The organism is Pseudomonas sp. FW305-3-2-15-E-TSA4 (genome assembly GCF_058787295.1).
On record NZ_JBYSZP010000001.1, the window covers coordinates 334,094 to 358,291 of the forward strand.

The 24,198-nt window shown below is 59.1% G+C and carries 29 protein-coding genes; 27 read left to right on the forward strand and 2 right to left on the reverse strand.

The genetic code is table 11. The annotated features are described in order from the left end of the window. Positions 1–43: 43 nt before the first annotated feature. The 6 genes from ispF (at position 44) to rpoS (ending at position 5,196) form a co-directional block, all read left to right on the forward strand. Positions 44–517 carry a 2-C-methyl-D-erythritol 2,4-cyclodiphosphate synthase gene (gene ispF, locus AC3WMV_RS01535; RefSeq protein WP_027611044.1) on the forward strand — a complete coding sequence of 158 codons (474 nt, stop codon included), beginning with the start codon at positions 44–46 and terminating at the stop codon, positions 515–517. Continuing rightward, positions 514–1,572, forward strand: coding sequence for a tRNA pseudouridine(13) synthase TruD (truD, locus tag AC3WMV_RS01540; protein WP_027611045.1), 1,059 nt, complete (start codon positions 514–516; stop codon positions 1,570–1,572). The genes ispF and truD overlap by 4 nt, the downstream gene beginning before the upstream one ends. Beyond that, positions 1,560–2,309 (forward strand): 5'/3'-nucleotidase SurE, encoded by a 750-nt coding sequence (gene surE / locus AC3WMV_RS01545; protein WP_047601272.1) that lies wholly within the window; start codon positions 1,560–1,562, stop codon positions 2,307–2,309. Before truD ends, surE begins: the two co-directional genes overlap by 13 nt. A 41-nt stretch (positions 2,310–2,350) precedes the next feature. Further along, positions 2,351–2,986: a protein-L-isoaspartate(D-aspartate) O-methyltransferase gene (locus AC3WMV_RS01550; protein ID WP_169841266.1), complete on the forward strand. Its 636-nt coding sequence runs from the start codon at positions 2,351–2,353 to the stop codon at positions 2,984–2,986. Positions 2,987–3,198: 212 nt separating this feature from the next. Next, positions 3,199–4,080 (forward strand): peptidoglycan DD-metalloendopeptidase family protein, encoded by an 882-nt coding sequence (locus AC3WMV_RS01555; RefSeq protein WP_027611047.1) that lies wholly within the window; start codon positions 3,199–3,201, stop codon positions 4,078–4,080. 105 nt (positions 4,081–4,185) lie between these two features. After that, positions 4,186–5,196 (forward strand): RNA polymerase sigma factor RpoS, encoded by a 1,011-nt coding sequence (gene rpoS, locus AC3WMV_RS01560; protein ID WP_103367845.1) that lies wholly within the window; start codon positions 4,186–4,188, stop codon positions 5,194–5,196. A 612-nt stretch (positions 5,197–5,808) separates the two neighbouring features. Here rpoS and fdxA read toward each other — a convergent pair. Next, positions 5,809–6,132: a ferredoxin FdxA gene (gene fdxA, locus AC3WMV_RS01565; RefSeq protein ID WP_003222178.1), complete on the reverse strand. Its 324-nt coding sequence runs from the start codon at positions 6,130–6,132 to the stop codon at positions 5,809–5,811. A 163-nt stretch (positions 6,133–6,295) separates the two neighbouring features. Then, complete coding sequence (gene mutS / locus AC3WMV_RS01570; RefSeq protein WP_103367844.1) at positions 6,296–8,878, reverse strand: DNA mismatch repair protein MutS; 2,583 nt, start codon at positions 8,876–8,878, stop codon at positions 6,296–6,298. Between the two features lie 209 nt (positions 8,879–9,087). Here mutS and AC3WMV_RS01575 point away from each other — a divergent pair, with 209 nt between their 5' ends. From AC3WMV_RS01575 to AC3WMV_RS01675, 21 genes are all read left to right on the forward strand, one after another. Then, a complete protein-coding gene (locus tag AC3WMV_RS01575; RefSeq protein ID WP_027611049.1) occupies positions 9,088–9,822 on the forward strand; it encodes a LexA family transcriptional regulator in 735 nt (244 codons plus the stop codon). A gap of 698 nt (positions 9,823–10,520) precedes the next feature. Beyond that, complete coding sequence (locus tag AC3WMV_RS01580; RefSeq protein ID WP_256584953.1) at positions 10,521–10,739, forward strand: tail fiber assembly protein; 219 nt, start codon at positions 10,521–10,523, stop codon at positions 10,737–10,739. 49 nt (positions 10,740–10,788) lie between these two features. Next, positions 10,789–11,211, forward strand: coding sequence for a tail fiber assembly protein (locus tag AC3WMV_RS01585; protein ID WP_103367843.1), 423 nt, complete (start codon positions 10,789–10,791; stop codon positions 11,209–11,211). Between the two features lie 265 nt (positions 11,212–11,476). Next, complete coding sequence (locus tag AC3WMV_RS01590) at positions 11,477–11,905, forward strand: tail fiber assembly protein (protein WP_178085231.1); 429 nt, start codon at positions 11,477–11,479, stop codon at positions 11,903–11,905. 145 nt (positions 11,906–12,050) lie between these two features. Continuing rightward, on the forward strand, positions 12,051–12,392 hold the full coding sequence (locus tag AC3WMV_RS01595; RefSeq protein ID WP_003222183.1) for a phage holin family protein: 342 nt from the start codon (positions 12,051–12,053) through the stop codon (positions 12,390–12,392). Between the two features lie 72 nt (positions 12,393–12,464). Next, a complete protein-coding gene (locus tag AC3WMV_RS01600) occupies positions 12,465–12,986 on the forward strand; it encodes a hypothetical protein (protein ID WP_103367842.1) in 522 nt (173 codons plus the stop codon). 3 nt (positions 12,987–12,989) lie between these two features. Then, positions 12,990–13,598 (forward strand): phage baseplate assembly protein V, encoded by a 609-nt coding sequence (locus tag AC3WMV_RS01605; protein WP_103367841.1) that lies wholly within the window; start codon positions 12,990–12,992, stop codon positions 13,596–13,598. Positions 13,599–13,612: 14 nt separating this feature from the next. Next, on the forward strand, positions 13,613–13,945 hold the full coding sequence (locus tag AC3WMV_RS01610; RefSeq protein WP_003222189.1) for a phage baseplate protein: 333 nt from the start codon (positions 13,613–13,615) through the stop codon (positions 13,943–13,945). Beyond that, complete coding sequence (locus tag AC3WMV_RS01615; protein ID WP_103367840.1) at positions 13,942–14,937, forward strand: baseplate J/gp47 family protein; 996 nt, start codon at positions 13,942–13,944, stop codon at positions 14,935–14,937. The genes AC3WMV_RS01610 and AC3WMV_RS01615 overlap by 4 nt, the downstream gene beginning before the upstream one ends. Then, positions 14,934–15,587 (forward strand): phage tail protein I, encoded by a 654-nt coding sequence (locus tag AC3WMV_RS01620; protein ID WP_103367839.1) that lies wholly within the window; start codon positions 14,934–14,936, stop codon positions 15,585–15,587. Before AC3WMV_RS01615 ends, AC3WMV_RS01620 begins: the two co-directional genes overlap by 4 nt. 69 nt (positions 15,588–15,656) lie before the next feature. Continuing rightward, positions 15,657–16,187, forward strand: coding sequence for a hypothetical protein (locus AC3WMV_RS01625; RefSeq protein WP_103367838.1), 531 nt, complete (start codon positions 15,657–15,659; stop codon positions 16,185–16,187). Between the two features lie 80 nt (positions 16,188–16,267). Further along, positions 16,268–16,888: a hypothetical protein gene (locus tag AC3WMV_RS01630; protein ID WP_103367837.1), complete on the forward strand. Its 621-nt coding sequence runs from the start codon at positions 16,268–16,270 to the stop codon at positions 16,886–16,888. Between the two features lie 9 nt (positions 16,889–16,897). After that, complete coding sequence (locus tag AC3WMV_RS01635; protein ID WP_232519474.1) at positions 16,898–17,155, forward strand: tail fiber assembly protein; 258 nt, start codon at positions 16,898–16,900, stop codon at positions 17,153–17,155. An 87-nt stretch (positions 17,156–17,242) separates the two neighbouring features. Then, positions 17,243–17,428: a hypothetical protein gene (locus AC3WMV_RS01640; RefSeq protein ID WP_103367836.1), complete on the forward strand. Its 186-nt coding sequence runs from the start codon at positions 17,243–17,245 to the stop codon at positions 17,426–17,428. Positions 17,429–17,430: 2 nt separating this feature from the next. Then, positions 17,431–18,597, forward strand: coding sequence for a phage tail sheath protein (locus AC3WMV_RS01645; RefSeq protein WP_047291938.1), 1,167 nt, complete (start codon positions 17,431–17,433; stop codon positions 18,595–18,597). Next, positions 18,597–19,103 carry a phage major tail tube protein gene (locus AC3WMV_RS01650; RefSeq protein ID WP_103367835.1) on the forward strand — a complete coding sequence of 169 codons (507 nt, stop codon included), beginning with the start codon at positions 18,597–18,599 and terminating at the stop codon, positions 19,101–19,103. Before AC3WMV_RS01645 ends, AC3WMV_RS01650 begins: the two co-directional genes overlap by 1 nt. A 171-nt stretch (positions 19,104–19,274) precedes the next feature. Continuing rightward, positions 19,275–19,856 carry a phage tail assembly protein gene (locus AC3WMV_RS01655; protein WP_102355682.1) on the forward strand — a complete coding sequence of 194 codons (582 nt, stop codon included), beginning with the start codon at positions 19,275–19,277 and terminating at the stop codon, positions 19,854–19,856. Positions 19,857–19,984: 128 nt separating this feature from the next. Next, positions 19,985–22,459 carry a phage tail tape measure protein gene (locus AC3WMV_RS01660; protein WP_103370573.1) on the forward strand — a complete coding sequence of 825 codons (2,475 nt, stop codon included), beginning with the start codon at positions 19,985–19,987 and terminating at the stop codon, positions 22,457–22,459. After that, positions 22,456–22,839, forward strand: coding sequence for a phage tail protein (locus AC3WMV_RS01665; RefSeq protein WP_007964328.1), 384 nt, complete (start codon positions 22,456–22,458; stop codon positions 22,837–22,839). The genes AC3WMV_RS01660 and AC3WMV_RS01665 overlap by 4 nt, the downstream gene beginning before the upstream one ends. Next, on the forward strand, positions 22,832–23,044 hold the full coding sequence (locus AC3WMV_RS01670; protein ID WP_007964330.1) for a tail protein X: 213 nt from the start codon (positions 22,832–22,834) through the stop codon (positions 23,042–23,044). The genes AC3WMV_RS01665 and AC3WMV_RS01670 overlap by 8 nt, the downstream gene beginning before the upstream one ends. 9 nt (positions 23,045–23,053) lie before the next feature. Beyond that, positions 23,054–24,082 (forward strand): phage tail protein, encoded by a 1,029-nt coding sequence (locus AC3WMV_RS01675; protein WP_103367833.1) that lies wholly within the window; start codon positions 23,054–23,056, stop codon positions 24,080–24,082. Positions 24,083–24,198 lie beyond the last annotated feature (116 nt).

Genomic DNA, 24,198 nt, shown 5'->3' on the forward strand with positions numbered 1-24,198 from the left:
TGCAGGTAGAATCACGCCCTGACAAAAATCGGGGCGTTTTTTTATGCGTATTGGCCACGGCTACGATGTTCACCGTTTCGCTGAAGGCGATTTCATTACTCTGGGCGGCGTGCGTATTGCACACGGCTTCGGGCTGCTCGCTCATTCCGACGGTGACGTTCTGCTGCACGCCTTGAGCGATGCCTTGCTCGGCGCGGCCGCGCTGGGCGATATCGGCAAGCACTTTCCGGACACCGACCCGCAATTCAAGGGCGCCGACAGCCGTGTCCTGCTGCGGCATGTGGTCGCGCTGATCCACGCCAAGGGTTGGAAAGTCGGCAACGTCGACAACACCATCGTCGCTCAGGCACCGAAAATGGCCCCGCATATCGAAGCGATGCGCGCGTTGATCGCCGCCGATCTGCAAGTTGAACTGGATCAAGTGAACGTGAAAGCTACCACCACCGAAAAGCTCGGCTTTGTCGGTCGCGAAGAAGGCATCGCCGTGCATTCCGTTGCCTTGTTGCTGCGCGCATGAACGAACTGCAATTGCTTGGCCCGCGGGCCTATGGCGAACCACTCGGCACTGCGGTTCTGAAAGCCATTGCCGAAGATTTTCAGGTCGATGAAGTGCTCGACATCCCGTTCAGCGGCGATGGTGAGCACCTGTGGATCTGGGTCGAAAAACGTGGCCTGAATACCGAAGAAGCAGCGCGCCGAATTGCCAAGGCCGCCGGCGTGCCGTTGCGCACCGTCAGTTATGCCGGGCTGAAGGATCGTCAGGCGTTGACCCGTCAGTGGTTCAGCGTGCAACTGCCGGGCAAGGCTGATCCGGATCTCTCGGCGGCGGAAAACGACACGCTGAAGATCCTCAAGACCACGCGCCACAAGCGCAAGCTGCAACGCGGCGCGCATTCGGCGAACGGCTTCACCTTGCGCCTGACCCAGTTTGCCGGCGACAAGGATGCGATCGAGCAGCGTCTGCAACTGATCGCCAAGCAAGGCATTCCCAATTATTTCGGCGCCCAGCGTTTCGGCCATGACGGCGGTAACGTCGTTGATGCGCGTGCCTGGGCGGCGCGCAAGGCGCTACCGGAGCAGCGCAATGTGCGCTCGCGGCTGCTATCGACGGCGCGCAGTTTTCTGTTCAATCAGGTACTGGCCGCTCGGGTTGCCGATGGCACCTGGCAGCAGGCGCAAGTCGGCGATCTGCTGGCGTTCACCGACAGCCGCAGTTTTTTCCCGGCCGGTGAGGCCGAATGCAGCGATCCGCGCCTGGCGATTCTCGACCTGCACCCGACCGGTCCGCAGTGGGGCGAAGGTGACTCACCCGCCGCTGGCGCTGTCCATGATCTGGAGCAGGGGATTGCCGAGCGTGAAGCGGATCTGCGCGATTGGTTGATCAATGCCGGAATGAGCCACGAACGTCGCATCCTGCGGCTGCCCATTGGCGGGTTGTCGTGGCATTATCCCCAGCCTGACATTCTGCAACTGGAATTCGTCCTCCCGGCCGGATGCTTCGCCACCGTATTGGTGCGCGAACTCGTTGATCTGGTGCCGGTGGGGCAGACGGACAGCCCATGCGTATTCTGATTTCTAACGACGATGGGGTAACCGCACCCGGTCTCGCCGCGCTTTATGCTGCGCTGGCGGATTACACCGAGTGCGTGGTTATCGCCCCGGAGCAGGACAAAAGCGGCGCCAGCAGTTCGCTGACGCTCGACCGTCCGTTGCACCCGCAATACCTGGCAAACGGTTTCATCAGCCTCAACGGTACGCCGACCGACTGTGTGCACCTGGGCCTCAACGGCCTGCTGGAGCGCGAGCCGGACATGGTGGTTTCCGGGATCAACCTCGGTGCCAATCTGGGCGATGACGTGCTGTATTCCGGCACCGTGGCGGCTGCCCTCGAAGGGCGCTTTCTCGAGCGCCCTTCGTTTGCGTTCTCGCTGTGCTCACGACAGGTGGACAACCTGGCGACAGCCGCACATTTCGCGCGCAAACTGGTCGAGGCCCACGCCGGGCTGGACCTGCCGCCGCGCACGGTGCTGAACGTGAACATTCCCAATCTGCCGATCGATCATATTCGTGGCATTCAACTGACCCGTCTGGGCCATCGCGCCCGTGCTGCGGCGCCGATGAAAGTGGTCGACCCGCGTGGCAAGGCCGGCTACTGGATTGCTGCGGCCGGTGATGCCGAAGACGGCGGCCCGGGCACCGACTTTCATGCGGTGATGCAGGGGTATGTGTCGATCACGCCGTTGCAGCTCGATCGCACTTTCAATGATGCCTTCAGAAGTCTCGACGGCTGGCTGGAGGAACTGCGCTGATGGCTCGTGAACACGAAGACAGACTGCGCAGTGGCATCGGCATGACGTCGCAGCGCACCCGTGAACGTCTGATCCAGCGCCTGTATGAAGAAGGCCTGTCCAACGCCAAGGTGCTGGAAGTGATCCGCCGTACGCCGCGTCATCTGTTTGTCGATGAAGCGCTGGCGCATCGTGCCTACGAAGACACCGCACTGCCGATCGGCCACAACCAGACCATCTCTCAGCCTTATATGGTGGCGCGCATGAGCGAGCTGCTGCTGGAGGCGGGGCCGCTGGACAAGGTGCTGGAGATCGGTACCGGTTCGGGCTATCAGACCGCCGTGCTGTCGCAACTGGTCGAGCGGGTATTTTCGGTCGAGCGCATCAAGGTTCTGCAGGATCGGGCCAAGGAACGCCTGGTCGAGCTCAACCTGCGCAATGTGGTGTTCCGCTGGGGCGATGGCTGGGAGGGCTGGCCGGCGCTGGCGCCATACAACGGCATCATCGTCACCGCAGTCGCGACTGATGTACCGCAGGCCTTGCTCGATCAACTGGCACCGGGTGGACGGATGGTGATTCCGGTTGGCTCGGGGGAAGTGCAGCAACTGATGCTGATCGTGCGTGAAGAACACGGCTTTTCCCGTCACGTATTGGGAGCTGTGCGCTTCGTGCCATTGCTCAATGGCCCGCTGGCCTGAGCATTTGTTTGCGGACGCTGAATTCCTCGCGCTGGCCTGTGTCTTACACCGGCAGCGATGGTTTAAACGCTACGAATTGTCCAAGGGCAAACGTGTGCGTGAAGCGTTTTCGCATCTTTAACGGTAAAGCCGGTTCGGCCCGTTATACTTGCGACACTACTTGCCGCGATTCGGCATTCCACATATTTCAGCCACCACAAAGGGAGCGGCGGGTGAGTCTCACAGTCATTGCGCAGCGTATGGGTAACACGAGCTTTCAGCGCCTGGTGACTGGCCTTGTATTGAGCACCTTGCTGGTCGGTTGCTCCAGCACCAAATCGAGCAACGTGCGGGTGGTCGATCGCAACAGCGCGGCGGCCCAGCGTCCTGCCGTCACGACCGGGCAGTATGTAGTCCGTCCGGGCGATACGCTGTTTTCCATCGCTTTTCGCTATGGCTGGGACTACAAAGCCCTCGCGGCCCGCAACAATATTCCTACGCCGTATACGATCCACCCGGGTCAGACAATTCGCTTTGACGGCCGCACCGGTTCAACACCGACAGCGGTGGTGAGCAACGGCAGTTCCGCGCCATCATCGTCTAGCAAAACCACGGTAATCCGGCGCCAGGCGAATGGCACGACGACCACCACCGTGACCGGCTCTGGAGCCGCTGCTGCGGGGGCTGCACCGTCCGTCGCGAACAAATCGGCTCCGGCTCCGATGCCTCCACCGGGCCCGGCCCCGACCGGCTGGGGATGGCCATCTAATGGCATTCTGATTGGAAAATTCTCTTCAAACGGTAGTTTGAATAAAGGAATTGATATCGCCGGAGATTTGGGACAGCCTGTTTTAGCTGCGTCTGATGGGACGGTGGTTTACGCCGGGAGTGGCTTAAGGGGCTACGGCGAATTAGTCATCATCAAACACAGCGAAACCTACGTCAGTGCCTACGGACATAACCGCAGGCTGTTGGTACGGGAGGGGCAGCAGGTCAAGGTCGGACAGACAATTGCCGAAATGGGGTCCACGGGTACAGACCGGGTGAAACTGCATTTTGAGATTCGCCGCCAAGGTAAACCTGTAGATCCGCTGCAGTTCCTGCCCAAACGTTGATTTGAGGCCAGCCTGTTCCGTCGCGTAGAGGGGACAGGCTCCAGCGCTGCCAAGGATAAAGGCGTCGCTTGAGCTTGGGGTCGAACTCACCAAAGGACTATAACAATGGCTCTCAGTAAAGAAGTGCCGGAGTTTGACATCGAGGATGAGGTTCTCCTTATGGAGGCCGGCATCGATTCGGAATCTTCGATGTCGAATGATGAAGGGGCTGCTCCACCTTCCGTTCGTTCCAAATCCAGACAATCCGCTTCACTTAAACAACACAAGTACATCGACTACACTCGGGCACTCGATGCCACGCAGCTGTATCTCAACGAAATCGGCTTTTCACCACTGCTCTCCCCGGAGGAAGAAGTTCATTTTGCGCGTCTGTCGCAAAGTGGCGACCCTGCCGGGCGCAAGCGCATGATTGAAAGTAACCTGCGGCTGGTCGTGAAGATTGCCCGGCGTTACGTCAATCGGGGGCTGTCGCTGCTGGATCTGATCGAAGAGGGTAATCTCGGCCTGATCCGCGCAGTGGAAAAGTTCGATCCCGAACGTGGCTTCCGCTTCTCGACCTACGCGACCTGGTGGATCCGTCAGACCATCGAGCGCGCGATCATGAATCAGACCCGGACCATCCGGTTGCCGATCCATGTGGTCAAGGAGCTCAACGTGTACCTGCGGGCGGCACGGGAGCTGACGCAAAAGCTCGATCACGAACCCTCACCCGAAGAAATCGCCAACCTGCTGGAAAAACCGGTGGGCGAGGTCAAGCGCATGCTCGGCCTGAACGAGCGGGTTTCTTCGGTCGATGTCTCGCTGGGTCCGGATTCGGATAAAACCCTGCTGGACACCCTGACGGATGACCGTCCGACCGATCCATGTGAACTGCTGCAGGATGACGACCTGTCGCAGAGCATCGATCAATGGCTCTCGGAACTGACCGACAAGCAGCGCGAGGTGGTCGTACGCCGCTTCGGCCTGCGCGGCCATGAGAGCAGCACGCTGGAAGACGTAGGCCTGGAGATCGGCCTGACCCGTGAACGGGTGCGGCAGATCCAGGTGGAAGGCCTCAAGCGCCTTCGCGAAATCCTCGAGAAGAATGGCCTGTCGAGCGAGTCGCTGTTTCAGTAAGCGCCTCACACGCCTGCTGCAAGAAGCCCCGACTGGTTCGGGGCTTTTTTATTGCTCGGATATTGGCTGATGACTGTCTGTGGCGAGGGAGCTTGCTCCCGCCGGGTTGCGCAGCAACCCTAAAGGTTCATGAGCGCTGCGCACTCAAGCGGGAGCAAGCTCCCTCGCCACAAAGTTCATTGCCGGACAAATGGTCAGCATTTCCATCGTTTGTAGTCTTGCGGTGTAAGCCTTGGCTTACTCTTTCGTAAGCGTTCCCCATTTTTGCAGGACGGTAGACGTCGACTTCTGCCGAGAGTCGTTTTTAACCAATTGATTTATATGCTTATTTTTTAATATGAAGTGCTTATTACAGCGACTTTCACCCCGCCGGGCCGATTGCTCTCGGCAGGGAACTCTCTAGTATCAGCACTGTGTCGACGGACAGACACGCCCTTCAAGGAAGAGGGGAACGGACATCGCAGGACGCGATTCATCAGGACGATGAAAAGGAATACAGGGAATAGGGAAAAAATGTGGGCGGGTCAAACCGCCCCTTTTTTTGCCTGTAGAAAAGTAAAATCCGAAAAAGCAAAAAGGCCCGCAAGGGGCCTTTTGGTAACGCGCGACAGATCAGCGTTCGAGGTCTTTGATCTTGCCTTTGACGCCATCCCACTCTTCGGCATCCGGCAGCGATTCTTTCTTCTCGGTGATGTTCGGCCAAATTTCAGCCAATTCAACGTTCAGCTGAATGAACTCCTGCATATCCTCCGGAACTTCGTCCTCGGAGAAAATCGCGACGGCCGGGCATTCCGGTTCGCACAGGGCACAGTCGATGCACTCGTCCGGGTGAATCACCAGGAAGTTCGGGCCTTCGTAAAAGCAGTCCACCGGACAGACTTCTACGCAGTCGGTGTACTTGCACTTGATGCAGTTGTCGGTGACGACGAAGGTCATTTCTAATTTTCTCCTCAGGCGGCGGCAGCGTAGCCCCTTCACGGTTGGGGTCGCCAGGTTCGGGAGCGATGTCTGCCAGCCAGGCTATTAGCCAGCAGCATCCCAAACCGCGCGAGATTCTAACAGCTTGAAGCCGTTTGCGTTATATCCGGTTCTTCGCTGCTTAGATCCGGTTCTTAAGTGCATATAACAATTCGAGCGCTCGACGCGGGGTCAGGTCATCGAGATCCACTTTGGCCAACTCATCGAGCACCGGGTGCGGCAGGCTGGCAAACATGTCGCTCTGCTGCGGGACCGCCGGTTTGCCTTTGACGGCAGGCTTGGGCGCTTCATGCGGCAATGCGGTGTCTTCCAGTCGGCTCAGGTGCTCACGGGCCCGCACGATCACTTCACTCGGCACGCCGGCCAGTTGCGCCACCGCCAGGCCGTAGCTCTGGCTGGCAGGCCCCGGCAACACGTGGTGCAGGAACACGATGCGCTCGTTGTGCTCAGTGGCGTTGAGGTGCACGTTGGCCACCAGCGGCTCGGCTTCCGGCAACACGGTCAGTTCGAAATAGTGCGTGGCAAATAGAGTATAGGCACGCAGATGCGCCAGACGCTCGGCGGCCGCCCATGCCAGCGACAGACCGTCGAAGGTGCTGGTGCCGCGCCCAACTTCGTCCATCAGCACCAGACTGCGCTCGGTGGCGTTGTGCAGGATGTTGGCGGTTTCGCTCATCTCGACCATGAAGGTCGAACGGCCACCGGCCAGGTCATCGCTGGAACCGATTCGGGTGAAGATCCGGTCCACCAGCGACAACTCGCAACTGGCCGCCGGCACGAAGCTGCCGATATGCGCCAGCAGCACGATCAATGCGGTTTGGCGCATGTAGGTGGATTTACCACCCATGTTCGGGCCGGTGATTACCAGCATCCGGGTGTTGTCATCCAGGCTCAGGTCGTTGGCCACGAACGGCGTGGTCAGCACCTGCTCGACCACCGGGTGACGACCCTGGGTGATGCGCATGCACGGCTCGCTGACGAAGCGCGGGCAGTTCAGGTCAAGGTTCAGCGCACGCTCGGCAAGGTTGCTCAGCACGTCCAGCTCGGCCAATGCGCCGGCAGTGTCCTGCAGCGGTGGCAACTGGCTGATCAGGTCTTCCAGCAGTGCCTCGTAGAGCATTTTCTCGCGAGCGAGGGCACGGCTCTTGGCCGAGAGCGCCTTGTCTTCGAACTCTTTCAGCTCCGGCGTGATGAAGCGCTCGGCGCCCTTGAGGGTCTGACGACGGATGTAATCGGCTGGAGCCGATTCGGCTTGCTTGCTCGGCAGTTCGATGAAGTAGCCGTGAATACGGTTATAGCCAACTTTCAGGTTGGCCAGACCGGTGCGGGCCTTTTCCCGGGCTTCCAGATCGATAAGGAACTGGCCGGCGTTTTCGCTCAGCGATTGCAACTCGTCGAGTTCGCTGTCGTAACCGGTTTTCAACACGCCGCCGTCACGGATCACCGCTGGCGGGTTGTCGATGATGGCTTTTTCCAGCAGCGCCGCCAGTTCCGGGTAGGTGCTGGTGGAGGTGGCCAGGCGTTGCAGGTGCGGCGCTTCGAGGTCGGTCATCGCCACTTGCAGTTGCGGCAGGGCACCGAGAGCATCGCGCAGACGAGCGAGGTCACGAGGGCGCGCATTGCGCAGACCGATCCGCGCCAGAATCCGCTCGATGTCGCCGATTTCCTTGAGCTGCGGCTGCAGCTTTTCGAAGCGGTAGCCGTCGAGGAGGCAAGTGATCGAGGTCTGCCGCGCCAAAAGCACGGTCAGATCGCGCAGCGGACGGTTCAGCCAACGGGTCAGCAGGCGGCTGCCCATCGCGGTCTGGCAGCGATCAACCACCGATTGCAGGGTGTTGTCGCGGCCGCCAGCCAGGTTAGTGTCGAGTTCGAGGTTGCGGCGGCTCGCACCGTCGAGCACCACGGTGTCGTCCAGACGCTCATGACGCAGGCTGCGCAGATGGGGCAGGGCGGTGCGCTGGGTTTCCTTGGCGTAGGCCAGCAGGCAACCGGCGGCGCCGATGGCCAGGGTCAGGGTTTCGCAACCGAAGCCTTTCAGGTCTTGTGTGGAAAACTGCTGGCAGAGACTTTTCAGCGCCGAATCACGCTCGAAATCCCACGGCGCGCGACGACGCACACCACGGCGTTTTTCCGCCGGCAGATCTTTCGGCCAATCGTCCGGGATCAGCAGTTCCACCGGGTTGACTCGCTCCAGCTCCGCCAGCAGGTTTTCCCAGCCCTTGATCTCCAGCACCGTGAAGTTGCCGCTGGTGATGTCCAGCACTGCCAGACCGAACAGGCGCTCGTCGCCTAGCACGGCGGCAATCAGGTTGTCGCGGCGTTCATCGAGCAGCGCTTCGTCGCTGACCGTGCCCGGGGTAATGATCCGTACCACCTGACGTTCTACCGGGCCCTTGCTGGTGGCCGGATCGCCGACCTGCTCGCAGATCACCACCGACTCACCGAGCTTGACCAGTTTCGCCAGGTAACCTTCCGCCGCGTGGTAAGGAATCCCGCACATCGGGATCGCTTGCCCCGCCGACTGGCCGCGCGCGGTCAGAGTGATGTCGAGCAACTTGGCCGCCTTCTTCGCGTCTTCATAGAAGATCTCGTAGAAGTCGCCCATGCGATAGAACATCAGCTGATCCGGGTGCTGATTCTTCAGGCGCCAGTATTGCTGCATCATCGGGGTGTGGGAGGACAGGTCGGAGACGGCTTTATTCATCGGATTGTCAGGTAACTCGTTAAATGATGTAGGGCAAAAGCGAGGGCAACCGCCGGGCTTTTCCGCGATGGGCGCAAGGTTACCATGGGCGGTCGGCTCGACGCAGGCATGACGCCCCATTGACACTTTCTGCGTTTATTCGTGATTTATGCATGATTTATGCAAATCAGCATTTGTCTTCGGAAAAAACTTCAAGCACTATGCGCGTTATGCAAAAACGCAACGTATCCTCCGTCTTAAGAGCACTGCTCGACCAGCACGGGATCTCCCCCACGGAGCTCCACCGTCGCACCGGCGTGCCTCAATCAACGCTCTCGCGGATTCTCAGCGGGAAGATCGTCGATCCTTCGGATAAACATATCTCGAAGATCGCCGAATACTTCAATGTGAGCACCGATCAATTGCGTGGCCGCGCCGATGTCGCGATCGCGACCGGTGGCGCGCGCGATGACGTGCATGCGGAACTCAAGGACATAAGCCTGTGGGACGACGATACCCCTGTCGATGACGACGAGGTGTCGGTGCCCTTTCTTCGTGAGGTTGAATTGGCTGCTGGATCAGGAAGATTCGTCATCGAAGAGAGCGAACGCTCTAGCCTGCGCTTCGGCAAACGCAGCCTGCGCCATAACGGTGTGCAGTTCGACCAGGCCAAATGCGTGACGGTGCGCGGTAACAGCATGATGCCGGTGTTGCGTGACGGCGCCACGGTCGGAGTCAATGCCGGCAAGTGCGGCATCGGCGATATCATCGATGGCGATCTGTACGCGATCAACCACAACGGTCAGTTGCGCGTGAAGCAGCTCTACCGCCTGCCGACCGGTATCCGTCTGCGCAGTTTCAACCGTGATGAACATCCGGACGAGGACTACAGCTTCCAGGATATGCAGGACGAGCAGATAGTCATCCTTGGTCACGTCTTCTGGTGGGGCATGTACGCCCGATAGGCAATCCCCTCCACAGCAAACCCGTCTCATGACGGGTTTTTTTTCGTCTTAAGAAAACCCTCGAACCCTTTATTTATGCGGGCCGCATGCAGCTGTGCATTTATTGCGCATAAATAAATGCATTTATGCATTGACTGTATATGCATCCATGCATATTCTTGCCACCAAGCCGCTCGACAAAGCGGCTGGCAACAACAGCTCTTTAGTTCCACAAGAACAGGCAGCGATGAACCGGCCTCAACGGTTCAGAGGGTTGGCAACTGACCCGGGTGTGCAGCGTAAAGCACCAAGAGCAGTTATCCGGCGGGCAGGGACCGCGGTCGGAAAAACAATTTGAATGGACTCGTACCGCGCCAGTAGCGCCGAAAAGTCAGCTTCCTTCTCGAAAACAGGATTTGAAGGAAGGCGAAGGAGCGCATTACTGAAAAGCCCGGTGCTCAGTGCCGGGCTTTTTGGAATGCCTGCCAGATCCATCACGACAGTTATCGCTAACACCGCACAAAGGAAGACTAAATGAATCTCTATGCACTGGTTGAATACAGCAAAGTTACCCAGCTCAAGGAAAGTGAAGTCAGCCCGGAAGCACCTGCTCGCCAACTTCGTTTTGGGTTGATGTAACAGGTAATACGCAGATTCGCGTCGGCTGGGGCGCAACATTCGATGGCGTCTGGACATTCACGCCGCCCTCCGAGCAAGACCTGCGCGATGAAGCGCAGCAGCAGAAATGGCAATTGCTGAATGTTGCCGCTGGCTGGTTGCTGCTCAACTCCCTGAATTACAAAGTTGAGACCGGCGTTGCCACCCCGGCAGAACAAGCCCTGCTGTTGACGCACAAGCAATATTGCATCGCCATCAGCGACATCGATAAACAGCCGGGTTATCCGGCAACTATCGTCTGGCCAGTCGCCCCGTACTGACAGACATGACAAACAGCGTTCGCTGGTCATCAATAAAAAGGAAGTTGGAATGAATCGTTACGCACTTACAACGACAGTAATGGGTTACACCGTGATTCTTCAGATCGTCGAGTCTGAGGGCGCGGCACCCGCTGTTCCGGCAAATGAACCTTTTGCCCAATGGCGAAACATCACCGGTAACGACATTGCGCAACCGGGAATGAAAATCAGCTGGGGGCCTTTTGGCGATGAGTATGTTGAGACAACTCTCCTCGAGCAACAGATGACCACCAATGGCCGCATGCAACAACGCTTTGACGCAGCCGGGCGCTGGTTGATGTTCAACCCTTTGCAATACAAGCTGGATCTCGGCATCGCCACTGCGGCAGATGAGTCGGCATTGGTTGCCTATAAGCAGTACTGCGTTGCCGTCAGCGAAGTTATCAACCAGAACACCTTCCCGACAATCAACTGGCCAGTCGCCCCGTTCTGATGCAAATGCGTTAACGCGCCTGCCTCTTAGAGCGCATTACTGAAAAGCCCGGTCTCACCAACGGGCTTTCGAAATGCCTGCCTGATTTCTGTAGCTACCCCAAAAGAACATGCGTTGCTACTGGCTCACAAGCAGTATTCCATGGCTGTCAGCGACATTGAAACAGTCCGGCTATCCGAAAAAATCATTTGGCCTGTTGCGCCTTACTGAATCTTTGGCGCATCGAAAACTTTGTCTCGGCCCATTTTGTTATAAGGAAATATTCATGAAGAAATACGTTTTCATTGAGATGAGCAATATTGCTGCGTATTCCAAGGCGGTAATGATTCAGGTCTCTGAGGACCAACCTGTCATCAATCCCCCGGGCATAGCCGGCGGTTGGTACGGATTTGCAATTGACACCGTTGTTCAAGTGGGCTGGAAGGCTACATACGGCGCGAATGGCTGGGAGTTTTCTGAGCCCACTTATCAAGACCATGTTGATCAGGTAACGCTGTTTGTACGACAGCGGCTCGGCGTAGCCGCTGGCTGGCTTGATATCAACCCGGTCAATTACAAGGTGAATCTCGGTGTTGCCACGCCAGAGGAAGAAGCCGCATGGCTCGCTTATCAGCAATATTACATTGCAGTCTCCGACGTGAAAAAACAGGCTGGCTATCCCTACACGATTGACTGGCCAGTGGCTCCTTTCTGATTCAGGCATAAGCGTTAACCCCGTCAGCGGGAGCGCATTACTGAAAAGCCCGGCCTCAGCGCCGGGCTTTTTGGAATGCCTACCTGAAGAGACATCGCTTGAACCCAACACACAACACTCATCAACTAGAACCAGGAGGCGTGACATGACAAACGAGCAACAAGCGTTGGCGGACATGCCGATCTGGCTGGTCATCCTCCTCGCTGTAGTGGGAGGGGTGTCCGGCGAAATGTGGCGCGCCGACAAGGAGGGCGCCCGCGGCTGGTCATTGCTGCGGCGTCTGGCCCTGCGCTCCGGCGCCTGCATGATCTGCGGCGTCTCGGCGATCATGCTGCTGTACGCCGCCGGGCTATCCATCTGGGCCGCCGGTGCCTTCGGTTGCCTGACCGCCATGGCCGGGGCCGACGTGGCCATCGGTCTGTACGAACGCTGGGCCGCCAAGCGCATCGGCGTCTGTGAAGTTCCCCCGCCGCGCGATCCCCAGTAACTCAACACTTTCCTGCCTCGCTGCAACTGATGCGGCGGGGCTGCGCGTGGACAATTGAAAAGGAGGTCATGCATGCCCGCACCGATCCAGCAGCCTTCGCAGCTGTTCACGGCGATGGCGACAACCTTGCGCAACAGCGACGGCCTGAATCTGCAGGTTGGCAATCACGACGACTTCACGGCACCCGGCGCTCAGGCCTGGGCGTTGATCGACTTCGACCGTAATGCACCGGGCGCACGTGCCGCTGACGGGCGTATCGCCCACGTCATGACGGTGTCGCTGCAAGTCATTCCGGCACTTTCTGCGAGTGCATTTGCCGCGTGCGATCTGATCGCCGTACTGAAAAACCTGATCACCGACAACCGTTGGAGCCTGCCCGGCGCTCAATGTGATCTGCCGATGAATATTGATGGTCTGCCGTCAGTGCTCACACGCGCCGATCAGCAATACAAGGCTTGGACCCTGACTTTCACCCAGACCCTCTATCTCGGCCCGACCTTGCTCGAGGACCCGCTCGGCACGCCGAAATTCGCCCGTACCTGGGAAGTCAGCAACATCGATGACCCCGACCAATACACCGCGCTGGAGGCTTGACCGATGTTCGACGCATTACTGCGCATGCAACTGGGGCCGATCATCGAGCGGCTGGCCGAGATGGAAGCGGAAATCGACGACCTGCACCGACGCGCCGAGAATTTCTGTCGCATCGGCGTCTGTCAGGCAGTCGATGCCGCGAGCAACACCTGCCAAGTCAGCCACGGAGGATTGCTCACGCCGTCGATCAAGTTCTTCAACCCCAGCGCCGGAGCGCAGAGCGAGTCGCGGATTCCGAGCGTGGGCGAGCAGTGCCTGCTATTCAACTACGGCAGCGGTGAAAGTGGCGCGCAAAGCGTGGCGTTGTTCGGCTTGAACAGTGACCGCTTTCCACCGACGGCAACGGTACCGACGCTGACGCGCCGGATGCATGTCGATGGCACTGAAAGCGGCTACGACGACGCCACACACACCCTGCATTGGCAAAACGGCCCGGCGGCTTTCACCGGTTCTCGCGAGTCGCTTGCACTGAGCATCGGCCCGGCGCAACTGACGATGACGCCACAGCTGATCAGCCTGCAACTGGGCGCCATCGGCCTGAGCATCGACGCCTCGGGCGTGCACTTCAGCGGCCCGTTAGTGGATCACCAGGGCCGCGTCATCAGCCCCTGAATCAAGAGCTTCCCATGATCGGAATCGATAGAGACTCCGGGGCCACGGTCGACGACTGGCTGCAGTTTGTGCAGCGCGCGACCCGGGCCCTGACCACGCCGCTGGGCACCCGGCAAAAAAGGCCCCTTTATGGCTCGCTGATCCCCACGCTGCTGGGGCAGAACCTCGGTGACGACGTTCTGCTTCTAGCCCAGAGCCACGCGGCTCAGGCGTTCTACAACGCGCAAAACGGGATCAGCGATTTTCAGCCGAGCGTGATCGTCGCCAGCCGCCAGGGCGCGGGCCTGCTGCTGCGCTTCGCCGGCACCTGGAAAAACCGTCAACAGACATTCGAGGTCGTGACATGAGCATGTTGATCCCCGGCCAGAACCAATTGGCCGAACCGGCGCTGATCACTGTCGACGCCTTCGAAGACTTGCTCGCCGAGTTCAAGACCTTCGTCGTTGAGTACGTCGGCGCCCGAGCGCCGGACAGCGCAGCGAAACTCAAGACCAGCCTCGACAACGAGAGCGAACTGCTGACCCTCGCGCTGGAAGCCTTCTGCGTGCGCCTGCAGACCCATGAACGCAAATACAACGCCCGCATCAAGCAGATGCTGGCGTGGTGGGCCACTGGCAGCAACCTCGACGCACGGCTGGCGGACATGGGCCTGGAGCGGCAGTTGCTCGACCCCGGCGACCCGGCGGCATTTCCGCCGGTACCGCCGATTTATGAAAGTGATGACGACGCCCGGCTGCGCTATTACCTGGCGCCGCATGCCCCGGCTGCGGGTTCGCGAATGCAGTATCGCCGCGAGGTATTCACCCTCGGTGAACGGCCAACGGTGAAGGTCGAATCCAGCGATGGCGGTGTGGTAAACGTCACCTACACCTTCAACCCGGACGGCTTGGCGGCACAGGTCAAGGACGGCAATGGTCGGCGCACTGCGCCGGGCGAAGTGCAGGTCACGGTGTTGTCGCGAGACGGCGATGGCACTCCGTCTGCAGCGTTGCTGGATGGCGTGCGTCAGCACTTCGCCCGCCCTGATGTGCGGCCGGAAACCGACCTCGTCACGGTCAAGGCTGCCGACATTCAGCGCTACAAGATTCGTGTGGTGGCGAAGATCAATTCCGGCCCCGACTCGGGCCTGACCAAAGTTGCCGCACAGCAGCAATTGCAGGCCTACGCCGACAGTTGCCATCGCCTCGAAGGGCGGGTCGATCCGAGCTGGATCGACTACACGCTGCACAGCGCTGGCGCCGTGCAACTGCAGATTCTTGAACCGCTGGCGCCGATCGTGACCACTGCGTTTCAGGCACCGTACTGCACGGCGGTCGAGGTCGAGGTGTTGACGCTATGACTGAGCCAACGCATAGCCCGACCTTGTTGCCAGCCAACAGCTCGGCACTCGAACGTGGACTGGATCTGGGCTTTGGCGCACTGCTGGATCGCATCGCGCCGCCGTTCCCCGAACTGATGAATCCGAGCGAAACACCGGTCGCATTCCTGCCGTATCTGGCAGCGGATCGCGGTGTCAGTGAGTGGGATGCCGATGCCGGCGAGACCGAAAAACGTCTGACGGTATCGCTCGCCTGGCAAATACAACGCCAGGCGGGTACTCGCCAGGCGCTGAGTCATGCCGTTGAGTCGTTGGGTTTCACGCCGAATATAGCGGCCTGGTATCAGCAGCGACCAGCAGGGCAGCCCTATTCCTTCGACGTGCAGGCGCTGATTGGTACGCGTTGGTCGAGCGGCGATCACAACCGCCTGATACGGCGTATCAATGCAGCGAAAAGCGAGCGTGATGAGGCAACCATTACCATCGTTCACAGCACCCGCGCCGGTTTGCAAGCTGCGATGGCTGTGGACCCCGGTCTGAGTATTCATGACCGCGAGCGGGCAGGGGCTCTGCCGCAAATCGAGTTGCCTGCTCTGGTGGGGTTTGGCGCAGGTGCATCGTTGCCGCTCTCTGATAGCGAGCTGTCTCTGCACTCGGCGCTGCCTGAGTGAAGGGCGAGGCGCGGCCAATAAACGCTGGAACTCCAGCGCATCAAAAATCAATGATTGAAGGGCGCAGTTATGACGGATGACGTTACGCGCCTGGTTCGCTTCACCTCTGTGGGACTTGGTGAAGTGTTGCAGGCAAAAAACCAGGGTTTGAAGGGCGAGATCACGCATATCGGTGCCGGCACCGCTCGCTACGATCCTACCGGCGCCGAAACCGCACTTCGCGATGAGCGACAGCGCGTTGCGATTGTCGATTACGAAGACCTGGGTGCAGGACAACTCAGGATGGGAGCGCTGTTCAGCGGTCCGGATGAATATGAAATCGGGGAATTCGGCTTCTATCTCGCCAGTGGCACGCTCCTGGCGGTTTACTCCGTAGCCGGCAAGTTACTGACCTACAAGGCAAGTGCCGCGCGCGTATTGCAGAAGTTCACCCTGGATGTCTCTCCGTTGCCGGCGAACAGCGTCACCGTGTCGGTAGGGACGGAAAATCTCAATATATTGTTGAGTGAAGAGTTTACGGCGTTGGCATGTGCCGATATCGATAATATGTCCCGTCATGTTCAACTGCTGTTACGGGTAATGGCGCTTGAAACCCGATAAGTCATCGCGGTTGCAGCTGATAAAGGCGAGTCTCTCGTCAAGGGTTGTGTCGGCTTATTAATAAAACAGGAAACTTAAACGTGAGTCTAGAAACCACTGTTGCATCGTTGGTCACGGCTGCAAACAATTTGACCAATGTCGTGAATGGGAAAATTGGCAGCATTAATACCACCATGGCCGCGGCGTTGAATCAGTTCAATGAATGGCGAAGTCTAAAAGATGTTGAAGGTGATCCAACGGCCCTGGGTACTATCCGTCGGAACATATTGCAAGGTTTTGTCACCGGCACGGGGGGCGTGCATGGGGTGGGTGCGCAGGGTGATTTTGTGTCGACAGATCTGGCGAGCAGTCTTAATGTCTACATGCATTTCAAAATCCCATTGAATATCAATGTCAACTCCGAAATGTTCTGGTTCAATATAAAAGGCTACAGTTATGGCACGGCAAAAATCATTGAGGAAACAATAGTTGGTTATTGCTACCAGCCTACCCGCACGCTTCAGAATGTTTCTACCTTTGGCAATATGACGCCTGCTGTTTATGTGGATGCAAATGGCAATATTGTTATGCGAGTGCTGATTCCAAATATTTATTTCACCACGGTTCGTATCGATACCATGCGCGTGGGTAATGGCCGCTTATTCAATCTGGGTGACTTGAAGACGAAGTTGTCCCTGGCCGACACCGTTTTGTTCAACTAAGGAGAGAGCATGACTGAGCAATCAGAAAATATCATGGCCGATCTGCCCCTGGCAGTGCCCATGCTGGAGATCGAATGGGCTGCCATTCGCAGTCGTCGCGATCAATTGCTGCGCGCCACTGACTTTACTCAATTGCCTGATTATCCGGCTACCGCCGAGCAACTGGCACAGCTCAAGGCTTACCGAAAGGCTCTACGCGACATTCCTGAAACGGTGGAACAACCGGCTGAACTGGTCTGGCCTGAGTTGCCCTCTTTCATCAAGTAAGCCACATACCGCGAAAGCGGTTTTTTTTCGTCAGCACAAAGCCCCGGCATGGGGCTTTTGCATTTTTGCGTCTGGAGAATTTCGCAAATGTCTGTTCGCCAAACCTACACCGTGCTCGTTCCATTCCCCACCGGCGGTGGGCACTGGTCGAGCGTCGGTCAAGACCTTGATCTGCTCGACGTCGAGGCCAGTGCCCTGCACAGCGCCGGTCGACTGGAACTGAAAACACCTACCACCCAGGCCAAAAAGGCCGCTGCCAAGAAGGCTGACTAACCATGGCTGAGGTTCTGAACTTCGAGCACAACGGCATTACCGTCAATGCCACCGAATCCCCCGAGGCCATGGGTGGCCTGGGTGACAACGTCATCGGTCTGGTCGGCACTGCGCCGAAAGCCGATCCGCTGATTCCGCGTAACGCACCGTTCCGCATCAACAGCTTCACCACTCACGCGCTGCTCGATCCGACCGGCGCCGAAGAGGGCACGCTGTATCACGCGGTTTACCAGATCCTCAAAGTGGTCAAGGTGCCGGTGTACGTGGTGATCGTCGAAGCGGGCGCGACCCCGGCCGACACCGTCAACGCAGTGATCGGCGGTGTTGATCCAACCACCGGCCGCAAGCTCGGTCTGGCCGCACTGGGCAGTGTCCCGGAAGACCTGACCATCATCGGCGCGCCGGGCTTCACCGGCACCAAAGCAGTGGCCAGTGAGTTCGCTTCGTTCGGCAAACGCATCAAGGCCCGTGTGGTGCTGGACGGCAAGGATGCCTCGGTCGCTGATCAAGTGACTTACAGCCAGGAACTGGGCGGCGCCGATCTCGGTTTCGACCGTTGCCTGGTGGTGCACAACATGCCCGCCGTGTACTCGAAAGCCGCGAAGAAAAACGTCTTCCTCGCGCCGTCCAGCCTGGCGATTGCCGCGCTGGCCAAGGTCAAGCAGTGGGAGAGCCCGGGCAACCAGGTGACCTACGCCGAAGACGTGTCCCGCGTCGTTGAGTACAACATCCTCGATACCTCCACCGAAGGCGATCTGCTCAACCGCTACGGCGTGAGCTACTACGCCCGCACCGTGCTCGGTGGCTTCTCGCTGCTGGGTAACCGTTCGATTACCGGCAAGTTCATCAGCTACGTCGGCCTTGAAGATGCGATCAGCCGCAAGCTGGTCAAGGCCGGCCAGAAAGCCATGGCCAAGAACCTGACCAAGTCGTTCATGGATCAGGAGGTCAAGCGCATCAACGACTGGCTGCAGACCCTGGTCGCCGACGAAACCATTCCTGGCGGCAGCGTGTACCTGCACCCGGAACTCAACAGCGTCGAGAAGTACAAGAACGGCACCTGGTACGTGGTCATCGACTACGGCCGCTACGCGCCGAACGAACACATGGTTTATCAACTCAACGCCCGCGATGAAATCATCGAGCAGTTCCTGGAGGACGTTCTCTAATGTTTACCAACCGCGTAAGACAGGCCATCGCGGCCACCCTGCAAGGCCTGCCGTTGTCGGCGACCGTTGAGGAGTTCACCCCGCCGAAAATCGATTTCGACATGGAAAGCATGACGGGCGGGCGCTTCATCGTTGAGGAAATGGCCAAGAGCGCCAAGCCGCTGAATGCCACGCTCAAGCTGCAAGGCACCGGTGCAGAAGTGTTGCTGGCGATGGGTGTGAAGCTGGGCGACGACATCCTGCTGAACGTGCGTGAAGCCGGTCAGGATCAGGACGGCAACACCTGGTTCACCTATCACACCATCGGCGGCAAGCTCAAAACCATGGGCGAAGACGCGATCAAGATGGGCGGCAAAGCCCTGACGACTCTGGAGTTCTCCTGCCGCACCTACAACCGCCTGGAAAACGGCATCCCGGTGATCGACATCGACGTACGCACCCAGAAATTCGTGCTCAACGGCGTCGACATCCTTGGTGATGCGCGCCGTGCGGTGCTGATGCCGTAGTCCGTTACACCGCAAAACCTGTGGGAGCGAGCCTGCTCGCGAAGAGGCCATCACATTCGCTACCTATGTGACTGTAAGACCGCTTTCGCGAGCAGGCTCGCTCCCACACTGGGTCGGGTTGACTGGCCCCATTGCGCAATACCCCCTCAAGAATCACCAAGGAATTCATAAATGTCGTGGATGCCACCCAAGCATGACCTGCTGTCGCCGATCACCGGCGACGACGGCGCGCAGATCGAACAGATCCAGCTCAAGCCGCTGTTCTACGCCGCGCAAAAAGAAGCGCTGGAACGCGCCGGCGATGATGAAGACGATCAGTTCTTCGAACTGGCGCTGCTCGCCACCGGCCTGTCGGTCAAGGAACTCGACCAGCTGAAACGCCCGGACTACGTGAGCATCGCCCAGTACGTGCACGAGATGTCGACCCGTCCGGCGTCGTACTTTCTGGAGCAGGTCGAGGACGCGGAAAAGTCCGCCGATCCTGACCAGGTGCAACTGCTGCAACCGCTCGCCGTGACTGGCCGCACCGTGACCTCGCTGTCGCTGGAAATGCCGGCACTGCGCGCCACCAAAGTGATGAAGAAACTGAAAACGGCCAAGGAACGCGCCGAGTTCATCACCGCGCATTGCACCGGCCTGATGATCCCCGATCTGGCCCAGATGAGCGTCCCGGACTGGACTCAATTGCAGGTGCGCATCGACGATTTTTTAAACCAGCCGGCGGCCTACTTTCGGAACGCGACATCGAAGTAATCCTCGATATCGTCCCGCTCATTTACCCGGTAAGTGAGGCGGAGATTCTGGAATGGGACGCCGAAAAGGCGTTGCGCCGCTACGACATAGCGATCACTCGCCTTGGCGTGAAACAGGAGTAGAGCGGCATGGCAGACACATCGTTTTCGCTGATGTACGCCGCGCAAACCGGCGGCGCGGGTTCCGGTTTGTCGGCAGGGGGATCGGCCACAGACAGCCTGATCAACCCACTGTCCGAACTGAAAGAGGCGCTGCTCACGGCCAGCCTGGACATCCGCAGTCTGGTGCGTGAACAGATCAAACTCGGCGCCGTTGTCCTGGGGCTGAACACGGCCTTGGCATCGTTCAAGGTGCCAATGGTAACTGCCGCACCGGCGGCTGGCGGCGAAAGCAAGTCAAAGCTCAAGGCTGAGATTGAACAACGCTCGCCTCCGGCCTACCTGCAATCGGCCATGGCCCTGGAAACCGCCATGGCCCAGATCAAGCAGGTTCAAGGCCTGAGTGGCGACCTCGACACGCTGTCGAAAGCCAACCTTGAACTGGCCACCGACAAACGAGTTGCCGGCAGTGGGGCGACGGTCGTGGATCTGGTGCAGGTCGAAGTCGCGGCTGGCCGATCCGGGATTGGCGCGGGTCTCAAGGGCGCCGACAAGGAACAGGTGCTGCTGGACTTTGCCCAGGATGCAGCGGTCAATGCGTCGGCGTTCGGCATCAGCCTGAAGTCGGCCGGTGAAATGCTGTCGGCCTGGCAATTGTCGATGAAACTGGATCGCACTCAAGGTCAGCTGCTGGCCGATGCGACTCAGCATCTGGGCAACAGCGGACTGAATGCGACGGCTGCCGACATCGGCTCGGTCGTGCAGCAATCCGGCGAGTCGGCCGTTGCAGTGGGGATCCTGCCCGAGCAGTTGGCGGCGCTGTCAGCCGCGTTGCTCAACGCTGATGTCGACAAGGCCGGTGCCGGCGCGGCGGTGAAACGTATCAGCGCAGCCCTGGACAAAGGCACCCAAGGCTCGGCGGCCGAGCAGTCGGCGTGGAAGGCGTTGGGCCTTGATCCCGGCAAGTTGACTGAAAACGTACCGGACAACCTTGTCAAAGCGTTGGCGGCATTGAAGCAACAACCGGCAGAGCAGCAAACGGAGCTGGTCAAGACACTTTTCGGTGGTAACGACGGTGTGCGCAAACTGCTGGCGAAACCCGAAGACCTGCAAAAAGCGTTTTCGCTGGTTGCGCCGGCCAAACTGGAAGGAACGTCGACGCTTGTGCCATCGCAAGCGACCCAGGGCAGCCTCGCATCGCCATTCAAGGGTGAGGGGGGCGTGCGCCAGTGGATGGGCAAGCCCGGGGAGGCTCAGACGCCGCTTTCATTGCTCAAGCCTGATGATCCACTGACACCGGCTTACAGCGGCGCGATTCAACGCAGCGCCGAGCCTGCGGGTAAAGATCCTCAGCGAAGCTGGAACGCGTTCGATGCCAGTCTCAATCGTCTGATCACGGCGTTGGCACCGGATGCGACCGGCACGCTGGACTCGCTGACGAATATGACCAATGGCGTGGCCGATATGGCTGAAGCCCATCCCAAGACCTCGACGGCATTGGCCCTTGCGGGCGCTGGACTGTCGGCCATCGTGGTGGCGGTGATGGCCAAGGCATTCGGCAATTTCACCGACAAGCTGCTCAAGGGCGTCGCTTCAAAATTGCCGCTTGGTCTTGGCGGTTTGATTGCCGATATTGAAGACCCGAAAGCCAAGAAAACGTCTGCCGGAAATGGCGCGGGCCATGACTGCTGCTGCAAACCGCTGGGCGGTGGGACAGGCGACAAACTCAAGCCTCGCCGGTCAAGCACCAAGCCTCGAGTCAGACGTGAACAAACCGGTCGAGGCGGGAAAAGCCCCCGCACGGTGCCTCCTCGGCCACTACGGATCAGTGCACCGCCGGCGTCGCCGGCACGACCCGTTCTGCCCCGCATGTCCGGCACGTCCTGGCCGGCAAGCATGACCGCATTTGCAGGGTCATCAGCCGTCAGTCCTGCCCCGGCCGCTTCACTGTCCGGTTCTTACGCCAAGGCAGGCAGACTGCTTGCCAAACGGGCACCGCCGCTGCGGTTGCTCAGTGCCGGATATGAAATGGTCACCGGCGTCATGAAGGGCGATACGCGTGCCGTCGTGTCGTCCGGTGCCTCGTTGGCCGGGTCTTCTGCTGGGGCCGCCGTCGGTGCAGCACTTGGCACGTTGATTTTGCCCGGTGTGGGCACGGCAATTGGCGGGTGGCTCGGAAGCATGGCGGGGGGCGCGATCGGTGAATCCCTGGGCGACAAGCTAGGGACACAAGTCGATCGTCTCGGCTCACCTGCACAGGTCAGCAAAGACCTTATCGCGACTTCGGCGATTTCCACGATCCCCGGGGCACCTGCGATCACAGCCGCCAGCCAGCCGGTCACGTTCAACTCAACCATTAACATCAATGGTCAGGACCAGACCAGCGCCCAGGCACTGGCCAATCTGGTGGTGCAAACCACCATGGGGCAGTTGGGCCAGATCATGCCGACCAATTCCCTCGCCACACGACGTGACGCAGCCCTGACCGATGGAGTCGCCACATGAAACAACAAATGGCCTTGGGCAGTTTCATCTTTGGCCTGTCACGCGGCTTTGCCTACAGCAGTTTTCTGCGCAAGTCCGACGGCGGCTGGACGGAACTGCAGATTCTCACCAGCAAACCCAAGTCCCATCAAATTGGCCAGAAACCCGAAACCCTGACCATCACCGGTAAATCAATGTACGCGGTGGCCATGGATCGGCTGGATGAGCTGCGGGCGCTGCAAGCCCTTCGTGTGCCGCTACCGCTGATTGATGGCATCGGCCGTAATTGGGGCCTGTGGCGAATCACCATGGTTCAGGAAACCCAGACCTGCATCATCGATGATGGTACGGCAATGGTGGTCGACTGGACCCTTGAACTGGCGGAGTTCAACAATGCGTAAGGTACGAAGCATGGCCGGCGATTCGGTGAATCTGCTGCTCTACCGTGAAACCGGTCGCAGCGATGACAGCGCCGAAGAAGCCCTGTGGAAACTCAACCCGACCTTGGCCGAACGTGGTCCGATTCTCCCGGCAGGTGTCTGGGTGACACTGCCGGAACTCGACAGCAAACCCGCCGCGATCAAACCGGTTCTGGCCTGGGACTAAGGAGGTTGCATGACACAGGGATTCACCCCGGCGATCGAAATCTACGGGGCCAACAAAGACTTGCTGAATCAGCGTCTGATCAGTTGGGAGCACGTTGATGCTGCCGGGATGGAGTCCGATCAACTGACACTGGTGATCGACCTGGAAGGCCTCGAAGGCTTGCCGACCCTGGGCGGAACCATCGGCCTGCGGGTGGGTTATCTGGAATCCGGGCTGGTCGAAAAGGGCCAATTCAAGGTGACCAGACTGACACCAACGCTGTTCCCGCTGCGCCTGACGCTGGTCGCTACGGCCGCGCCTTTCAGCGGCAAGGACGAAACCGGATTCAAGGAACGGCGTACGGCCAGTCATGGCCCCACCACCCTTGGCGCACTGTTTCGCGAACTGGTCTCGCGGCACGATTTTTCGCCGCGCGTCGATCCTGAACTGGCGCTGATCCGGATTGCTCATATCGACCAGTCGAACGAAACCGACATGAGCTTCATCACGCGACTGGCAAAGAAGTACGACGCGGTGGCCAAACCGTTCAACAACCTCTACGTGCTGGCTAAACCGGCGCAGTTGAAAAACCTCTCGGGCCAGGTGATACCGGACGTCAGGCTGTCGGTGACCAGCAACAATCGGCCGGGTGATCACGCCTTTATCAGCGCGACACTGGAAGAGACTGCCCGCACCCAGAATCAGGGTTGCAAGACCTGCTTCTGGGACGGTGCTCTTGGCAAGCTGCAGGAGGTGATCACCGGTTCCGCGCCCTACAAGGTCATTCGCCAGAAACAGGCGAGTGAAGAAGAAGCCAAGGCCATCGGCGAAGCCGAAGTGCGCAAGATGCTGCGCGAGAAATACAAGCTGAAGGTCACTTGCCCGGGCGACCCGCTACTGGCTGCCGAAGGCCTGTTGGTACTCGATGACACCTGGCCAGACTTCATGCGCGGTCGCTGGTCGATCGAAAAAGTCACCGCCAGCGGCAAGCGCGAGGAAAGCTATCGCTGCCTGATCGAAGCAACCGGCCTCGATCCCAAGGCGGGCGTCAAAGACTGATTCACTCTTTCTCAGAGCGACAACCCCCCCCTGTGGGAGTGAGCCTGCTCGCGATAGCGGTGTGTCAGGCACATTGATTTTGAATGTGGCACCGCCATCGCGAGCAGGCTCACTCC

Excerpts from the sequence above, each read along its gene's own strand:
- ispF (WP_027611044.1), top strand. The coding sequence starts at position 44 with ATGCGTATTGGCCACGGCTACGATGTTCACCGTTTCGCTGAAGGCGAT.
- truD (WP_027611045.1), top strand. The coding sequence starts at position 514 with ATGAACGAACTGCAATTGCTTGGCCCGCGGGCCTATGGCGAACCACTC.
- surE (WP_047601272.1), top strand. The coding sequence starts at position 1,560 with ATGCGTATTCTGATTTCTAACGACGATGGGGTAACCGCACCCGGTCTC.
- AC3WMV_RS01550 (WP_169841266.1), top strand. The coding sequence starts at position 2,351 with ATGACGTCGCAGCGCACCCGTGAACGTCTGATCCAGCGCCTGTATGAA.
- rpoS (WP_103367845.1), top strand. The coding sequence starts at position 4,186 with ATGGCTCTCAGTAAAGAAGTGCCGGAGTTTGACATCGAGGATGAGGTT.
- fdxA (WP_003222178.1), bottom strand. The coding sequence starts at position 6,132 with ATGACCTTCGTCGTCACCGACAACTGCATCAAGTGCAAGTACACCGAC.
- mutS (WP_103367844.1), bottom strand. The coding sequence starts at position 8,878 with ATGAATAAAGCCGTCTCCGACCTGTCCTCCCACACCCCGATGATGCAG.
- AC3WMV_RS01575 (WP_027611049.1), top strand. The coding sequence starts at position 9,088 with ATGCAAAAACGCAACGTATCCTCCGTCTTAAGAGCACTGCTCGACCAG.
- AC3WMV_RS01585 (WP_103367843.1), top strand. The coding sequence starts at position 10,789 with ATGAATCGTTACGCACTTACAACGACAGTAATGGGTTACACCGTGATT.
- AC3WMV_RS01590 (WP_178085231.1), top strand. The coding sequence starts at position 11,477 with ATGAAGAAATACGTTTTCATTGAGATGAGCAATATTGCTGCGTATTCC.
- AC3WMV_RS01595 (WP_003222183.1), top strand. The coding sequence starts at position 12,051 with ATGACAAACGAGCAACAAGCGTTGGCGGACATGCCGATCTGGCTGGTC.
- AC3WMV_RS01600 (WP_103367842.1), top strand. The coding sequence starts at position 12,465 with ATGCCCGCACCGATCCAGCAGCCTTCGCAGCTGTTCACGGCGATGGCG.
- AC3WMV_RS01605 (WP_103367841.1), top strand. The coding sequence starts at position 12,990 with ATGTTCGACGCATTACTGCGCATGCAACTGGGGCCGATCATCGAGCGG.
- AC3WMV_RS01610 (WP_003222189.1), top strand. The coding sequence starts at position 13,613 with ATGATCGGAATCGATAGAGACTCCGGGGCCACGGTCGACGACTGGCTG.
- AC3WMV_RS01615 (WP_103367840.1), top strand. The coding sequence starts at position 13,942 with ATGAGCATGTTGATCCCCGGCCAGAACCAATTGGCCGAACCGGCGCTG.
- AC3WMV_RS01620 (WP_103367839.1), top strand. The coding sequence starts at position 14,934 with ATGACTGAGCCAACGCATAGCCCGACCTTGTTGCCAGCCAACAGCTCG.
- AC3WMV_RS01625 (WP_103367838.1), top strand. The coding sequence starts at position 15,657 with ATGACGGATGACGTTACGCGCCTGGTTCGCTTCACCTCTGTGGGACTT.
- AC3WMV_RS01635 (WP_232519474.1), top strand. The coding sequence starts at position 16,898 with ATGACTGAGCAATCAGAAAATATCATGGCCGATCTGCCCCTGGCAGTG.
- AC3WMV_RS01640 (WP_103367836.1), top strand. The coding sequence starts at position 17,243 with ATGTCTGTTCGCCAAACCTACACCGTGCTCGTTCCATTCCCCACCGGC.
- AC3WMV_RS01645 (WP_047291938.1), top strand. The coding sequence starts at position 17,431 with ATGGCTGAGGTTCTGAACTTCGAGCACAACGGCATTACCGTCAATGCC.
- AC3WMV_RS01650 (WP_103367835.1), top strand. The coding sequence starts at position 18,597 with ATGTTTACCAACCGCGTAAGACAGGCCATCGCGGCCACCCTGCAAGGC.
- AC3WMV_RS01655 (WP_102355682.1), top strand. The coding sequence starts at position 19,275 with ATGTCGTGGATGCCACCCAAGCATGACCTGCTGTCGCCGATCACCGGC.
- AC3WMV_RS01660 (WP_103370573.1), top strand. The coding sequence starts at position 19,985 with ATGGCAGACACATCGTTTTCGCTGATGTACGCCGCGCAAACCGGCGGC.
- AC3WMV_RS01665 (WP_007964328.1), top strand. The coding sequence starts at position 22,456 with ATGAAACAACAAATGGCCTTGGGCAGTTTCATCTTTGGCCTGTCACGC.
- AC3WMV_RS01670 (WP_007964330.1), top strand. The coding sequence starts at position 22,832 with ATGCGTAAGGTACGAAGCATGGCCGGCGATTCGGTGAATCTGCTGCTC.
- AC3WMV_RS01675 (WP_103367833.1), top strand. The coding sequence starts at position 23,054 with ATGACACAGGGATTCACCCCGGCGATCGAAATCTACGGGGCCAACAAA.